This window comes from Streptomyces sp. NPDC005794, from assembly GCF_042871445.1.
GTDB lineage: Bacteria > Actinomycetota > Actinomycetes > Streptomycetales > Streptomycetaceae > Streptomyces.
Genome location: NZ_JBIAIN010000005.1, coordinates 166,856 through 181,407 on the forward strand (window position 1 = coordinate 166,856; position 14,552 = coordinate 181,407).

Here is a 14,552-nt window from a genome sequence, read left to right on the forward strand (position 1 = left end):
ATCCGGTCCGACTTGCCCTCAGCCACGGACGGCGAAGGAACTGCCCGCCTGGTGACGCAGCACCCGCTCGCCGCGCGGCTCGCTCACAGCTGGGTGACTCCGCCGTCGACGAAGAGTTCAGCGCCGGTGGTGAAGGAGCTCTGGTTCCCGGCCAGATGGAGCGCAGTGGCCGCAACCTCTTCGGGGCGGCCGGCGCGGCCGAGCGGAGTCGGCGCGGCCGTCCCCGCTGTCGGCGGCTGGTCAGCCCCGGGGAACGATGCCAGGAGTTCTTCAGCGCCCGGGGTCTCGACGGGGCCCGGAGTCAGGGCGTTGACACGGATGCCCCGGCCGGACAGCTCAGCAGCCCAGGTGCGGGCAAGGCTGCGGATCGCGGCCTTGGTCGCGGCGTAGACGCTGAGCCCCGGGACGGCCCGCGAGGCCGCACTGGAGGACAGCAGGATCACCGAGGCCCCTTGCCTCAGCAGAGGGAGCGCCTTTTGCACGGTGAACACGGTGCCCTTCAGATTGATGGAGGTGACGCGCTCGTACCCCTCCTCCGTGATCTCCCCCAGCGGCTCGTAGTCGCCGACTCCGGCGTTCGCCACGACGACATCGAGACGCCCGCTCCGCTCGGCGATCTCGGCGAAGAGCCGATCGAGGTCCGGGAGGTTCGACGCGTCGCCCTGGATGCCGATGCCGCGCTCTCCGACCTGCGCCACAGCGGCGTCCAGCTCGGGCTTACGCCGACCGGTCAGGTAGACCGTCGCACCTTCGGCCGCGAACCGGCGGGCGATCGCCAGGCCGATGCCGGTAGACGCTCCGGTCACGAGCGCGACCTTCTCGTCAAGCTGTCCCATGGGATTCTCCGAATCTTGAAGTAACATTTTCGGTTACATTGAGGGCCCGAAAGAGCACCTAGTCGCCATCAGCGGCGAAATCAGGATGCCCTGAGCACGTCCTGAAGGATCTGCTCAAGGGTGGTCTTCGCGAGTTCCTCGCGAAGGGCGGCCTCGACTCCGCCGTACGCAGCGGCCATCGCGGGGCCGATTCCCTGCCCCACGACACACTCGGGGTCCGGATCGGAACGGTGAAGAGCGAACATCGGGCCCGACCCGATCGCCTCATGGACGTCGAGCAAGGTGATCTCCCCCAGGCCCCGCGAGAGCACCCATCCCGCCCCGGCGCCCCGCCGGGATTCGACGAGGCCCCCGGCACGCAGCTCCGCCAGCAGGCGGCGGATGACGACCGGGTTGGTGTTGGCGCTCGTCGCGATCTGCCCGGACGTCGCGACCTCATGCCCTCGACGCTGGTACAGCCCGATCCACGTCAGGGCATGCGCCGCGATGGTCAGCCTGCTGTTCGCGCTCATGCCACTCCCTACCTGCCGTTCGCTGGATGTAACTCTAATTGTTACATCGACTTGAGGGCAAGCCCGGCAGCCATTCGGAAGACGTCGAACCGGACGTCGCCTCCGAGCGTCGGGCCGCGGCCACGGACCGAAGCCGCCGGACGAGGGCTCGCAGGCCTCAGCGGAACGTCAGTTCAGCGCCTCCGCCGGAGCAGGCCTGACCGGGGCATCACCCGGCAGCGGGTCCCGGGAGCGGCGCTTGGCGATCACCGCGCAGACCATCAGTTGCATCTGGTGGAAGAGCATCAGCGGCAGCACCGCGAGGCTCGCGTGCGCGCCGAAGAGGACGGTCGCCATCGGCAGCCCCGCCGCCAGGCTCTTCTTCGACCCGGCGAACTGGATCGCGATCCGGTCCTCCCGACCGAAGCCCAGCCGCTTCGCGCCGTACCAGCTCACCGCGAGCATGAGGGCCAGCAGCACGGCCTCGGCGCCGAGCAGCGCTCCGAACCGGAGCGGGGTGATCTGGTGCCAGATCCCGGCCACCATGCCCTCGCTGAACGCCGTGTAGACGACGAGCAGGATGGAGCCTCGGTCGACGTAGCCCAGCGCCTTGCGGTGGCGACCGATGAAACCTCCGACCCAGCGGCGCAGCAGCTGACCGGCGAGGAAGGGCGCCAGCAGCTGGAGGACGATCTTCAGCAGGGAGTCGGCGGAGAACCCTCCCCCGCTGCCGCCGAGCAGTACGGCGGCCAGCAGCGGGGTCATCAGGATCCCGGCGATGCTGGAGAAGGAACCGGCGCAGATGGCGGCCGGCACGTTGCCACGGGCCATCGAGGTGAAGGCGATCGACGACTGGATGGTGGAGGGCACCAGGCACAGGAAGAGGAAGCCGTCCTGGAGCTGTGGGGTCAGCACGTACGGCACCAGGCCGTGGCTGGCGAGCCCGAACAGCGGGAACACCAGGAAGGTGCAGGCCAGGACGGTGAGGTGGAGCCGCCAGTGCTTCAGGCCGTCGAGCGCCTCGGCGGTCGAGAGTCGCGCTCCGTAGAGGAAGAAGAGCAGGGCCACCGCTCCGGTCGAGGCGCCGCCCGCCACCTCGGCGCCGGTCCCGGACACGGGCAGCAGCGCCGCGAGTACCACCGTGCCGATCAGCGCCAGGATGTAGGGGTCGACCCGCAGCCAGGACGGCAGCGTGGGGGTACGGCGGCTGGTGCGGTGGTTCATGTGCTCCGTGCTCTCTCGGTGGAATCGTGCCCTCCTTATCGTGCTCCTGATCACCGCGATCGGGAATCCGGTATACCGAACTGACTGTCATCACGATTCGCGATAGCCTCGGCTCATGTACGACCCCGTCCAGCTCCGCACCTTCCTGGCCGTCGCGCAGACCCTGAGCTTCACCCAGGCGGCACGCCGGCTCGGTGTCCGGCAGTCCACGGTCAGCCAGCACGTCCGCCGACTGGAGTCCGAAGCCGGCCGGCAGTTGTTCAGCCGGGACACGCACCGGGTCGATCTCACCGAGGACGGCGAGGCCATGCTGGGCTTCGCCCGGACGATCCTGCAGGCCAACGAGCGGGCGGCGGCGTTCTTCACGGGCACCCGGCTACGTGGGCGGCTGCGCTTCGGGGCGTCCGAGGACTTCGTGCTGACCCGGCTGCCGGAGATCCTGGAGTCCTTCCGGCGGGAGCATCCGGAGGTCGAGCTGGAGCTGACGGTGGAGCTGTCCGGGGCGCTGCACCGGCAGCTCGCGGCGGGCCGGCTCGACCTGGTGCTGGCCAAGCGCCGTGCCGGGGACACCCACGGGGAGCTGGTCTGGCACGACACCCTGACCTGGATCGGGGCCCCGCAGCTGCGGATCGATCCCGAGCGTCCCCTCCCGCTGATCGCCTTCCCACCTCCCGGCATCACCCGGGCACGCGCCCTGGAGGTGCTGGAGGAGCACGGCAGGTCCTGGCGCTTCGCGTGCACGAGTGCGAGCCTGAGCGCACTCGTCGCAGCAGCCCGTGCGGGCCTGGGGGTGATGGCGCACACCCGTGGGCTCATCCCGCCGGGGCTCGTGCCGGTGCCGTCCCGGGCGGGTCTGCCGGAGCTCGGAGACGTGGACTTCGTGTTGCTGCACGGGCGCCGCAGGGACACCGCCCAGGAGGCGGCGGACGCCTTGGCGGCGGCGATCCTGGCGGGCGGCGACCGGCTGCACCGCGGCCCGGTCATGCCCGCGCACCCGGATCCGGCGTAACGGCCAGGGGCGCCGCAGCGAGCGGATCACCGCGTAACCGCAGCGTACAGATTCGGTGGAGATTCCCGCCCGGCCTACTTACCCGGCGGTCAGAAGTTCGCCCGAGCCTTGCCCATCTGGCCCGGTTTCCCCGGTCTGTCCGGCCAGATGCCGCGTTTTCCGGAGACTTCGGGCCCTCCCGCGGTGTCGTGCGGTGAGGTAGCGTCGCGGCGCCGTGCGGAGCGCCACAAGGAGCAGGTCATTGCGCGAGTTCACTGTCCCACCCCTGGCCGCTGCCCCTCAAGTCGGCGGTCTTGCCGATACCGTGTTCGACTTCGCGGAGGAGGATCCCCACCGGATCGCCCTCGGCCGCAAGGACGCGGAGGGGCGGTGGCAGGACGTGTCCGCAGCCACCTTCCGCGACGAGGTGCTCGCTCTCGCCAAGGGACTCATCGCGCAGGGGGTGCGTTTCGGCGACCGGGTGGCCCTGATGTCCCGTACGCGCTACGAGTGGACCCTCTTCGACTACGCCCTCTGGTCCGTGGGCGCCCAGTCCGTGCCGATCTACCCGACGTCGTCGGCCGAGCAGGTCCTGTGGATGCTGCACGACGCCGAGGTCGCGGCCGTCATGGTCGAGCACGAGGACCACGCGATGACGATCGGTTCGGTGATCGACCGGCTGCCGCATCTGCACCGGCTCTGGCAGCTGGACGCCGACGCGGTGTCCGAACTCGTCCACGCCGGGGCACCGGTCGACGACGAGGTCGTCCACCGGCACCGCCGCGCGGTCACTCCCGATTCGGTGGCCACCCTGATCTACACCTCAGGCACGACGGGGCGCCCCAAGGGCTGTGTGATCACCCATGCCAACTTCATGTTCGAGGCCGACACGATGGTCAGCCGCTGGCGTCCGGTGTTCCTCTCCAAACCCGGCGAGGAGACGGCGACGCTGCTCTTCCTGCCCCTCGCGCATGTCTTCGGCCGCATGGTGGAGGTCGCGGCGCTCCGCGGCCAGGTGAAGCTGGGGCACCAGCCGGAGCTGTCCGCGAAGGCGCTGATGCCGGACCTGGTGTCCTTCCGGCCCACCTTCATCCTGGCGGTGCCGTACATCTTCGAGAAGGTCTTCAACGGCGCGCGGCGCAAGGCGGAGGCGGAAGGCCGCGTCGGGGCGTTCGACAAGGCCGTCGAGATCGCGGTGAAGTACGCGGAGGCGACGGAGGAACGGGCCTTCGGGACCGGCCCCGGACCGTCCGCAGGGCTGCGCATGCAGCACCAGTTCTTCGACAAGGTCGTCTACCGCAAGCTCCGGGACGCGATGGGCGGCCGGGTGCGGCACGCCATGACGGGCGGCTCCGGCATGAACCGGCAGCTCGGGCTGTTCTTCGCGGGTGCGGGCGTCACGGTCTACGAGGGCTACGGACTCACCGAGACGACCGCCGCCGCCACGGCCAATCCGCCCGAGCGCACCCGCTACGGCACCGTCGGCCAGCCGATCCCCGGAACCTCGGTGCACATCGCCCGGGACGGCGAGATCTGGGTGCACGGCGCCAACGTGTTCTCCGGGTACCTGGGCGATCCCAAGGCCACGGACTCCGTCCTGCACGACGGATGGCTCGCCACCGGCGACCTGGGCGCGCTCGACGAGGACGGCTATCTGACCATCACCGGACGCAAGAAGGAGATCCTGGTGACCTCCGGGGGCAAGAGCGTGGCCCCGACCGGCCTGGAGGAACGGGTACGCGCGCATCCGCTGGTCGCGCAGTGCATCGCCGTGGGGAACGACCGCCCCTACATCGCGGCGCTGGTCACCGTGGACCACGAGGCGGTGGAGCACTGGCTCGCCATGCAGGGCCGTACGCCGATGTCCGCCGCGGACCTGGTGCGCGACCCCGATCTGGAGATGGAGGTGCGCCGGGCGGTGGTGGCCGCGAACACGGCGGTCTCCCAGGCGGAGTCCATCCGCACCTTCCGCATCCTGGCGCACCAGTTCACCGAGGAGCACGGCCTGCTGACCCCGTCACTGAAGCTGAAGCGGAAGGCGATCGAGACGGCCTACTCGGCCGAGGTCGACGCCCTCTACCGGTGAGCCCGCCGGACGCGCTCGACGGTGCGCCGCGTCAGGGGAACATTCTTCCGGTTCGCCGGATCCGGGCAGGTGGGAATGGTTAGGCTCCCCTGTTCGTTCTTCCTCGGAGTACCCAATCGACAACGTAAGGATCGACTGCTCGTGAGCCAGGTCTCCACCATCACCCTCAACAACGGCCTCGAGATGCCGCAGCTCGGTTTCGGCGTCTGGCAGGTGCCGGACGACGAGGCCACGACGGCCGTGGCCACGGCCCTGGAGGCCGGGTACCGGAGCATCGACACCGCCGCGATCTACGGGAACGAGGCGGGCACCGGCAAGGCCATCGCCGCCTCCGGTGTGGCCCGTGAGGAGCTGTTCGTCACCACCAAGCTGTGGAACACCGAGCAGGGATACGACTCGACACTGCGCGCGTTCGACGCGTCGCTGGACAAGCTGGGTCTGGACCACGTCGACCTGTACCTGATCCACTGGCCGGTGCCGGCCAAGGACGCCTACGTCGACACGTACAAGGCCTTCGAGCGGATCCTCGCCGACGGCCGCGCGAAGGCCATCGGTGTGTCCAACTTCCACCCGGAGCACCTGGAGCGCCTGCTGGGCGAGACCTCCGTCGTCCCCGCGGTCAACCAGATCGAGCTGCACCCGCAGCTCCAGCAGGCCGCCGCCCGCGCCTTCCACGACGAGCGCGGCATCGTGACCGAGGCCTGGTCGCCGCTGGGCTCGGGGAAGGGCCTCCTGGAGGTCCCGACCGTGGTCGCCGTCGCGCACAAGCACGGCCGGACCCCGGCCCAGGCGGTGCTCCGCTGGCACCTGCAGACGGGCCACGTGGTGATCCCCAAGTCCGTGACGCCGTCACGGATCGCGGAGAACATCGACGTCTTCGGCTTCGAGCTGGACGACGACGACCTGGCCGCGTTCGCCGCGCTCGACGAGGGCAAGCGCCTCGGCGCCGACCCCGCCGAGTTCAACCTCGGCGCCTGAGCCGCACCCGCATCCGACGGCGCCCCACCGCGTCCGCGCGACGGGGGCGCTGTCGTGTGCCGGGACGGCGGCACGCCCATGAGCGACGTCTGTCGGCGCACGCCCCGACTGACGTCCGGATGCCCGGCCCCGGTGATCACCGACGGGCCGGCCCGTGCGGTGGGCGGTCGCGGGACGACCGTCCAGGGGTGGGCGGGACTGTTCCGGAGCAGCCGCAGCGCCTGCCCGTGTCCGGCGAACTCGGCTTCACCGGTCACGACCGCCGGACGTCCTGAAGGTGCCTGCCTTCGGCCATGACGTACGTGTGTGGAGCCGGAGTTACGTCGTCCGCGCGCCGTGCCCGGCCGCGATCGCCTCGACGCGCGCGGCCAGTGCGAGGTCCTTCCGCGTGACGGCCCCGCCCGCGTCATGCGTGTTCACCGCGAGGGCCACGGTGTTGTAACCGAGCGTCAGGTCCGAGTGGTGGTTGAGCTCCTCCTGGATCTGGGCGACGTGGACGGTCAGCCCGGTCGCGGCGAAGTGGGACGGGAGCCGGTAGGTGCGGGTGATCCGGTCCCCCTCGAGCTGCCAGCCGGGCAGTTCGCGCAGACCGGCCTCGATGTCGTGAGCGGACAGCGGTTCAGCGGGCATGACGGCGGCTCCTGATACGTATCGGTGCGGTCAACGGTGCCCGTGACCTTACGGTCCGGGTACACCGGCTGTCGCGCCTGACACAGGGCGGAGCCACCACTGCCGGCCGTGTCCGCCTCATGGATGGTGCCGCAGCCCGGCGGTCGGGCCGGCCGTACGCGCCTGGCAGGGCAGATCCTGTCCGCCCTGCCCTGCGCATCGGGTGTCCGCGTTATACGCGCGCCCCGTTGTCGGCGGGATCCCGGCGTGTCCGCCCGGCCGGCTTACCGAGCTTCGGGGCCCGCTTCCTGGCCGGCGGCGGGGCCTTCCTGCTCCTCTCCAGAAGGAGCGCCCCCGGTACCGCGGTCATCACGGAGGAGTACGTTCCGACACAGATGCCGATGAGGAGGGCGAGGGCGAAGTCCGCGAGCGAGTCGCCGCCCAGCACCGCGAGAGCGACCAGGATGAACAGGGCCCCCATTCCCGTGTTGACCGTACGCGGCACGGTCTGCAGCACCGCTCGGTTGGCCACGTCGGCGACCGGTGTGCGACGGCTCCGGGCCCACAGCTCCCGTACCCGGTCGAAGACCACGACGGAGTCGTTGACGGAGTAGCCGATCACGGTGAGCAACGCAGCCAGGAAGATCCCGTCGACGGGGCGTCCGAGCCAGGCGAAGGCGCCGACCAGAATGATGACGTCGTGCACCAGCGCCCCGACCGAGGCGACGGCGAACGTCCACCGGAACCGGGCCGCGAGGTAGGCGAGCTGCACGAACACGGCGACGCCCAGTGCGATGAGCGCGTTCCGCCGGAGTTCGTCACCGAGGCTGGGCCCGATCAGCTCGTCACGCACCTTGGTGGTCTCGCCGCCCGCCTCGGCCAGGGCGGCACGCAGGGCGTGTTCCCCGTCGTTGTCGAGCTTCCCGGTGCGTACGGAGAGGTCCTGATCGCCCGTGGTGGTGACCTCGGCGTCGTCGAAGCCCGCGGCGGCGATCGTGTCGCGTGCGGTCTCGACGCCGACGGGGCGACTGGTGGAGTACTCCATCAGTCGCCCGCCGGTGAACTCGACGCCCAGGTCGATGCCGCGCACGAGAATGCCGGTCACGGCGACGAGGACGAGTGCGGCGGACATCATCAGCCAGCGGCGCGGCGAACGGAACAGCTGGACGTCACGCGAGTTCAGCCAGGTGCGGACGCGGCCGGGCCGGGCGATGCCGTTCACACCCCGGTAGTCGTTGACGAACCTGGAGCCGGCCGCGATATCGGTGAGCGCGCGGGCGATGACGAGCGCCGAGAACATCGAGGCCAGGACACCGATGGCGAGTGTGACCCCGAAGCCCTTGACCGGCCCGGAACCGAGGAAGAAGAGGAGGGCGGCCGCGATGAGGGTCGTGACGTTGGAGTCGGCGACCGCGCTCCACGCGTTACGGAATCCGGCCGTCAGCGCGGAGCGCAGCGAGCGGTTCGTGCGGCCCGCGTACTCCTCGCGGGCCCGCTCGAAGACAAGGACGTTGGCATCGACCGCCATGCCGATGGCGAGGACGAATCCGGCGAGTCCCGGCAGGGTCAGGGTGACGCCGAGGACGACGAGGGTGGCGTAGGAGATCACGCCGTACGCACCCAGCGCCAGCGCGGCGAGGGCGCCGAAGAGCCGGTACACGAACGTGATGAACAGCGCGGTGGCGGCGGCGCCGATGAGTGCGGCCCGGGCGCTCGCGTCGATGGCGGCGGCGCCGAGCGTCGGGCCGACGGTCCGCTGCTCGACGATCTCGACGGGGACGGGGAGCGCGCCGCCCTTGATGAGCAGGGCGAGATCGCGTGCCTCGTCGGCGCTGAAGGAACCGGTGATCTGCGTGGAGCCCGAGGGCAGCCCGACCTCGCAGCCGATCGACGGGTCCACCTGAGGTGAGGAGATGACCTTCTCGTCGAGGACGATCGCGACGCGACGCCGTTCGTCTCCGGCCGGGTTGCATGCGGCGTCCCCGGTGAGCCGCTTCCATTCCTGGCCCGCGTCCTTGTGGAAGTCGAGCGAGACGGTCCAGCCCGCGCCCTGCTGGGCGTCGAACTGTGCGGCGGCGTCCTTGACGCCCGCACCGGAGAGCCGCTCCGGGCCGAGTACGAGCGGAGTGCCCTGTTCGTCGGTGAGCGTCTTCCCTCCGTCCGTCTGTCCGGCTCCGGGGCCCTGGACCGCGTGGAAGCCGAGCTGTGCGGTCCTGCCGATGACGTCGGCGGCCTGGCGCGGGTCCTGTACGTCGGGCAGCTCGACGATGATGCGGTCGTCGCCCGAGCGCGTCAGGGTCGGTTCGGAGACACCGAGGGAATCGATGCGCTGCCGCAGGACCTCCACGGTGCGATCGGTGCTCTCCCGGTCCGCCTTCGCGGAATTGGAGTCCTTGGCCTGCAGCACCATCCGGGTGCCGCCCTGGAGGTCGAGGCCGAGTCTGGGTGACATGGTCAGCGTGATGAACACGGAGACGAGCAGAACGGCGGCAGCCAGAACCGCTCGCACCGTGGTGGCGCGAGTCATGGAAATCCCCTCGAGTGGGCGTCGTCCGCCCTGGACTCAGCGAGGAGGGCGGGGCGACAGCTCTGTGGAACAGGGCAGGTGAAGGGCCGGCTGGCCGGCCGTCTCCCCTGGAGGACCCCGGACACCGGGCAGTGCCGCCTGGGCCCTCACGGCCACGAAAGGGGGTTCGGCCGCCAGAGGCGCGACGCCCCGGGGCAGACGAAGGCACTGCGTGGGCGTCGGCAGGGCGCCATGGCCGGGAGGCGGAACGTGGAGCGGGACGTGCGGGCGGTCGGCGCCCGCACGCGGCGCCGGTGCGGGGACGGCCTCCGTCCACCGGGCGGGGACGGCCCGGACAACAGTCTTCCGCCCGGAGAGGTCCGTGGAATCGGGTGCGGCATACGCGGCGGCGGCGCCCCGTACGGGAAGCGCGGCTCCGGCTGCCGCGGGCGCGCCGCCGAGAAGAGCCACGACAGCGAGGAGCAGCGCGGCGAGGATGTGCCGCGCCACGTGCGGTGGTGCGCTGTGCGGGCCCCGCGGGGGCGCGCTCCCCCGGGGCGCCCCCGGGAGGGGGCTCACCTCAGCCGGACCGGGCGGACGGACACCGCGCCCGCGCCCGCGCCGACGGAACCCAGGACGGAGCCCAGGATCAGCGCGGCGCCGCGTACGACGGCGGTCGAGGGATCGGGGTCGACGCGCACCGGCACACCGAGGCAGCCCGCGATCCGGTCGGTGACATCGCGGCGGAGCGCTCCGCCGCCGGTGAGCACGGGGCCACGGCGCAGTGCTCCGCGTACCGCGCCGTGCTGGTCCTCACGCCACATGGACGTGATCATATCGAGGACGTTCCGGGCGAGTCCGGCAGGCAGTGACAGCGGCTCGAGGTCACTGAGTCCCGCCTCGGCCTGGCGGGCGTCGACGACGGTCCCGTCGACGAGCAGGGCCACTTCGGTCAGTTCGGCACCCATGTCGACGACGAGCATGGGGCCGCCGTCCGGTCCTCCCGCGCACGCGGCCACAGCGCCCGCGCTGTTGAGGACCACGGCACCGGACACACCCAGACCTGCGAGGAGTTCCCTCGCCAGCACGCGGTGTCCGTGCCCGGCCAGAACCGGATGGCTGAGCACGATCACACTGTCCTGCCGGTGTGCGCCGAGCGCGGTGTCGGCGAGGCGGCCCAGCAGCCCGGCGCAGGACTCGGGATCGACGATGCGTCCCCGCCGGACCGGCCGGCCGACACCGTCCTCCCAGCCGGACGGTCCGCCGACGAGGCCCTGCCCCGGGACCCAGGCGCGGGCTCCGGAGCTGCCCAGGTCGATGGCCAGTCCCCTGAGGGGGCCCGGCCGGTGCGCCGCGACGGCAGGTGCCTCCCGCCGCCCGAGGGCCGGCCGGCCGCGCCGCCGTCCGTCACGCGAAGCACGCATCGGCCCTCACCCTCAGGTCTTGCCGCTACAGCCGCCGGCTCGCGCCGAACCGCCGATAGAGAGGCATGATCGATCCTTCACTATGCGATACAAGGCATGGAAACGCCACTCCCTTGGTAATCCCAAGGTGCGGACGCGCGCTCGTGCCTTCACACCTCCAGGGCCAGATAGGGCTCGACCAGCTCCGCGAACTCCTCGGGCGTGGCGATCCTGATCTCCAGCTCCTCCGCCTTGGTGCGCTTGGATCCGGCCTTCTCCCCCGCGACGAGCAGACTCGTGCGCTTGGAGACGCTGGAGGAGGACTTTCCGCCGGCCCGCTCGATCAGCTCGTTCATCTGATTGCGCGAGAGCTTCTCCAGGGCTCCGGTCATGGCACCGGTGACCACCACGGTCATACCGCCGAGCGGCAGGCCTTCCGTCCCCTGCACCTCGGAGCCCTCCTCCGGTTCGCTGCCGGGCTCCGGCGGCGGGGTCGCACCGGGCTCCGTCATGGTGACTCCGGCGGCCACCAGCTTGCCGATCAGCGGCGCCAGCTCCACCAGCTCCAGGACGACGGCTGCGGCCTTCTCCGTGCCTATGCCGTCGACCCGCTGCAGGACCTCCGCGTCGGCGGCGACGATCCGGTCCATCGAGGCGAAGTAGCGGGCGATCCGGCGTGACATGGAGCGGCCCGTGCCGCGTACGCCGAGTGCGCAGAAGACGCGGGACAGCGGACGGGTCCTGGCCGTCTCGATCGCCGCCAGCAGATTGTCGGTGGAGGTCTCCCCCATCCGCTCCAGGGAGAGCAGTTGGTCCCGCTCCAGTGTGAAGAGGTCGGCGAAGTCCTGGACGAGGCCCGCGTCCACGAGCTGGACGACGCGGGTCGTGCCGAGGCCTTCGATGTCGAGCTGGTCGCGCCCGGCGGCGTACGAGATGGAGGCGACCACGCGGCAGTTACGGCCCCGGGTGCAGCGCCAGCGCTGCTCGCTCATGTCGATCTCCGAGCCGCACTGAGGACAGACCTCGGGGAACGCGACCGGCCGCTCCTCGCCGGTCCGCAGATGTGCGACAGGGGCCTCGATGCGGGGGATGATGTCGCCCGCCTTGTAGACCATCACATGGTCGCCCAGCCGCAGATCACGACGGGTGATGTCGGCCGGGTTGTGCAGCGTGGCGAAGCTGACGGTGGATCCGTCGATCTCGACGGGCTCCAGCACGGCGCGGGGCGCGATGATGCCCGTCCTGCCGACGTTCCATTCGACGTCCAGCAGCCGGGTGACCTTCTCCACGGCGGGGAGCTTGTACGCGATGGCCCAGCGCGGTGCCCGCGTCCCGGAGCCCGCGTCGCGCTGGTCGGCCGCCAGGTCCGCCTTGATCACGATGCCGTCGATCCCGAACGGCAGCGAGGCGCGCAGGGCGGCGATGTCCTCCACCCCCGCCCGCACCTCCTCGGCCGTGGTGACGGTGCGCGGGGCGACCGCGGTGTCCGCCGCCGTGTGCACACCGAGCCCGGCGACGTGTTCCAGGACCTCACTGTGCGGGAGTTCGGCCAGGACGGCCGTCAGCTCACCGGAATCGGGCAGCGCGAGAGCGCCGTACGCGAAGAAGGTCATCTCCACGCGGTACGGACGGTCCTTGGCCCGCAGGGTGCCCGCCGCCCCGTTCCGCGGATTGGCGAAGGGGGCGGCGCCGTGCTCCGTGCGCACCGTGTTGGCCTGTTCGAACTGCTCGTCGGTCATGAGGATCTCGCCGCGCACCTCGAGGGTCTCCGGGGCACCGAGCCGCTCGGGCAGGCCGAGCACCGTCCCGATGGCGTGCGAGACGTCCTCCCCCGCCGTCCCGTCGCCACGGGTGATCAGCTGGTCGAGCCGGCCCTGCCGATAGCGCGCGGCGACGGCGAGCCCGTCGAGCTTGGGCTCCACGCTCCAGGCGGCGACGGGCCGGCCGATCCGCCGCTCCACGGAAGCGGTCCAGGTGACGAACTGCTCGGCGGAGAACACGTTGTCCAGTGAGAGCATCGGGACGGTGTGCGGCACGTCCCCCGACGCCGCCCCTCCCGCGACCTTCCCGGTCGGCGAGGCGTCCAGCACCTCCTGCGGATGCTCCTCCTCGTAGGCGGCGATCCCTCGCACGAGCCGGTCGTACGCGTCGTCGTCGAGCGCGCTCTCACCTGCGGTGTAATACGCGGCGGCGGCACGCTTCGCCTCTTCCACGGCAGCCGCGTAGGCGGCGGTGTCGGCGAGCACACCAACTGAGTTCGTCGTCATGACCACCATCCTGCCGCCCACCACTGACAACGCTCCCGCAGGGCCGCTGACGTGCCGGAACCCTTCGCGTGCCCGTCGGATCACCCGGTATAAAGACTGCATGACAGCCGACGTTCCGCCGCCCGCACGTCCCGCCACCCTGGAGGACGTGGCCGCGGTGGCGGGCGTCTCCCGGGCGACCGTGTCCCGTGTGATCAACGGCGCGACCACGGTGGACCCGGCACTGCGGCGGGTCGTGGAGGAGGCGGTGGCCACCACGGGCTACGTCCCCAATCGTGCGGCGCGCTCGCTGGTGACCAGGCGGACCGACTCGATCGCCCTGGTGGTGTCCGAGCGCGAACGGCGCCCGGTCCCGGAGCCGTTCATCGGCCGGATGTTCTCCGATCCGCACTTCGGGCGCGTGGTGGGCGGGCTGATGGACGTCCTGCGTCCCGCCGGGATCCAGATGGTGCTGATGCTGGCCGACGACGAGGCCTCCCGCAATCAGCTCCTGTCGTATCTGCGCCAGGGACATGTCGACGGGGTGGTGCTGATCTCCTCGCACGCCGACGACCCGCTGCCCGGCCTGCTCCATGACACCCGGCTGCCCGCCGTACTGGCCGGCCGGCCCCGAAGACCCTCGCCGCTCACCTATGTCGAGGCGGACCAGCGGGCCGGGGCGCAGCTGGCGGCCGACCATCTGGCGGCCCTGGGCCGACGGCGGATCGGAACGGTGGCGGGCCCGCAGGACATGCCTGCGGGCCAGGTCCGCCTGACCGGCTTCCTGGACGCGCTGGAGCAGCACGGCATCGGGGACGTGGTGACCGCCGAGGGGGATTTCACCCACACGGGCGGGGCTTCGGCCATGCGGCAGCTGTTGCGCGAACGGCCGGACCTGGACGCGGTGTTCATCGCCTCGGACCTGATGGCCCTGGGGGCTCTGCCCGTGCTGCTGCGGGCGGGCAGGGACGTGCCGGGGGATGTCGCGGTGGTGGGCTTCGACGACAGCAACGCGGCGGTCGCCTGCGATCCGCCGCTGACGACGGTGCGTCAACCGGTGGAGGAGATGGCTGCCGAGACGGCCCGGCTGCTCCTGAAGCAGATCGGCAGACCGGGCGACGGCCCCGCACCGTCCGTGGTCTTCCATCCGACGCTGGTGCGGCGGGAGTCCGCCTGACACCTGCG

Annotated in this window: 11 protein-coding genes; 4 read left to right on the forward strand and 7 right to left on the reverse strand. The window is 71.1% G+C overall.

Annotated elements, in window-relative coordinates; all coding sequences use genetic code 11:
* Window positions 1–83: 83 nt before the first annotated feature.
* From ACFYQ5_RS10030 to ACFYQ5_RS10040, 3 genes are all read right to left on the reverse strand, one after another.
* Window positions 84–836 (reverse strand): SDR family NAD(P)-dependent oxidoreductase, encoded by a 753-nt coding sequence (locus ACFYQ5_RS10030; protein ID WP_389195778.1) that lies wholly within the window; start codon window positions 834–836, stop codon window positions 84–86.
* Window positions 837–916: 80 nt separating this feature from the next.
* Window positions 917–1,348, reverse strand: coding sequence for an Rrf2 family transcriptional regulator (locus tag ACFYQ5_RS10035; RefSeq protein WP_389195781.1), 432 nt, complete (start codon window positions 1,346–1,348; stop codon window positions 917–919).
* Between the two features lie 168 nt (window positions 1,349–1,516).
* Window positions 1,517–2,551 (reverse strand): bile acid:sodium symporter family protein, encoded by a 1,035-nt coding sequence (locus tag ACFYQ5_RS10040; RefSeq protein WP_389195784.1) that lies wholly within the window; start codon window positions 2,549–2,551, stop codon window positions 1,517–1,519.
* 115 nt (window positions 2,552–2,666) lie between these two features.
* Between ACFYQ5_RS10040 and ACFYQ5_RS10045 the strand changes: the two genes are divergently transcribed.
* The 3 genes from ACFYQ5_RS10045 (at window position 2,667) to ACFYQ5_RS10055 (ending at window position 6,603) form a co-directional block, all read left to right on the forward strand.
* Window positions 2,667–3,560: a LysR substrate-binding domain-containing protein gene (locus ACFYQ5_RS10045; protein ID WP_389195787.1), complete on the forward strand. Its 894-nt coding sequence runs from the start codon at window positions 2,667–2,669 to the stop codon at window positions 3,558–3,560.
* A gap of 265 nt (window positions 3,561–3,825) precedes the next feature.
* On the forward strand, window positions 3,826–5,625 hold the full coding sequence (locus ACFYQ5_RS10050) for an AMP-dependent synthetase/ligase (RefSeq protein WP_389196412.1): 1,800 nt from the start codon (window positions 3,826–3,828) through the stop codon (window positions 5,623–5,625).
* 141 nt (window positions 5,626–5,766) lie between these two features.
* Window positions 5,767–6,603: an aldo/keto reductase gene (locus tag ACFYQ5_RS10055; RefSeq protein WP_389195790.1), complete on the forward strand. Its 837-nt coding sequence runs from the start codon at window positions 5,767–5,769 to the stop codon at window positions 6,601–6,603.
* 318 nt (window positions 6,604–6,921) lie between these two features.
* Here ACFYQ5_RS10055 and ACFYQ5_RS10060 read toward each other — a convergent pair whose 3' ends face one another.
* The 4 genes from ACFYQ5_RS10060 to ligA all read right to left on the reverse strand — a co-directional run bounded on the left by ACFYQ5_RS10060 (window position 6,922) and on the right by ligA (window position 13,388).
* Window positions 6,922–7,233, reverse strand: coding sequence for a 4a-hydroxytetrahydrobiopterin dehydratase (locus ACFYQ5_RS10060; RefSeq protein ID WP_389195793.1), 312 nt, complete (start codon window positions 7,231–7,233; stop codon window positions 6,922–6,924).
* Window positions 7,234–7,444: 211 nt separating this feature from the next.
* Window positions 7,445–9,739, reverse strand: coding sequence for a protein translocase subunit SecD (secD, locus tag ACFYQ5_RS10065; RefSeq protein WP_389195796.1), 2,295 nt, complete (start codon window positions 9,737–9,739; stop codon window positions 7,445–7,447).
* Between the two features lie 554 nt (window positions 9,740–10,293).
* Entirely contained in the window at window positions 10,294–11,142 is an 849-nt protein-coding gene (locus tag ACFYQ5_RS10070; RefSeq protein WP_389195799.1) for a rod shape-determining protein MreC, read from the reverse strand.
* Window positions 11,143–11,291: 149 nt separating this feature from the next.
* Entirely contained in the window at window positions 11,292–13,388 is a 2,097-nt protein-coding gene (gene ligA, locus ACFYQ5_RS10075) for an NAD-dependent DNA ligase LigA (protein ID WP_389195802.1), read from the reverse strand.
* 100 nt (window positions 13,389–13,488) lie between these two features.
* Between ligA and ACFYQ5_RS10080 the strand changes: the two genes are divergently transcribed.
* Complete coding sequence (locus tag ACFYQ5_RS10080) at window positions 13,489–14,544, forward strand: LacI family DNA-binding transcriptional regulator (protein WP_389195805.1); 1,056 nt, start codon at window positions 13,489–13,491, stop codon at window positions 14,542–14,544.
* Window positions 14,545–14,552: the final 8 nt, after the last annotated feature.

Bases quoted from the DNA above. Each gene is read 5' to 3' on its own strand.
- ligA (WP_389195802.1), bottom strand. From the start codon at position 13,388: ATGACGACGAACTCAGTTGGTGTGCTCGCCGACACCGCCGCCTACGCG.
- ACFYQ5_RS10060 (WP_389195793.1), bottom strand. From the start codon at position 7,233: ATGCCCGCTGAACCGCTGTCCGCTCACGACATCGAGGCCGGTCTGCGC.
- ACFYQ5_RS10040 (WP_389195784.1), bottom strand. From the start codon at position 2,551: ATGAACCACCGCACCAGCCGCCGTACCCCCACGCTGCCGTCCTGGCTG.
- secD (WP_389195796.1), bottom strand. From the start codon at position 9,739: ATGACTCGCGCCACCACGGTGCGAGCGGTTCTGGCTGCCGCCGTTCTG.
- ACFYQ5_RS10080 (WP_389195805.1), top strand. From the start codon at position 13,489: ATGACAGCCGACGTTCCGCCGCCCGCACGTCCCGCCACCCTGGAGGAC.
- ACFYQ5_RS10045 (WP_389195787.1), top strand. From the start codon at position 2,667: ATGTACGACCCCGTCCAGCTCCGCACCTTCCTGGCCGTCGCGCAGACC.
- ACFYQ5_RS10070 (WP_389195799.1), bottom strand. From the start codon at position 11,142: ATGCGTGCTTCGCGTGACGGACGGCGGCGCGGCCGGCCGGCCCTCGGG.
- ACFYQ5_RS10035 (WP_389195781.1), bottom strand. From the start codon at position 1,348: ATGAGCGCGAACAGCAGGCTGACCATCGCGGCGCATGCCCTGACGTGG.
- ACFYQ5_RS10030 (WP_389195778.1), bottom strand. From the start codon at position 836: ATGGGACAGCTTGACGAGAAGGTCGCGCTCGTGACCGGAGCGTCTACC.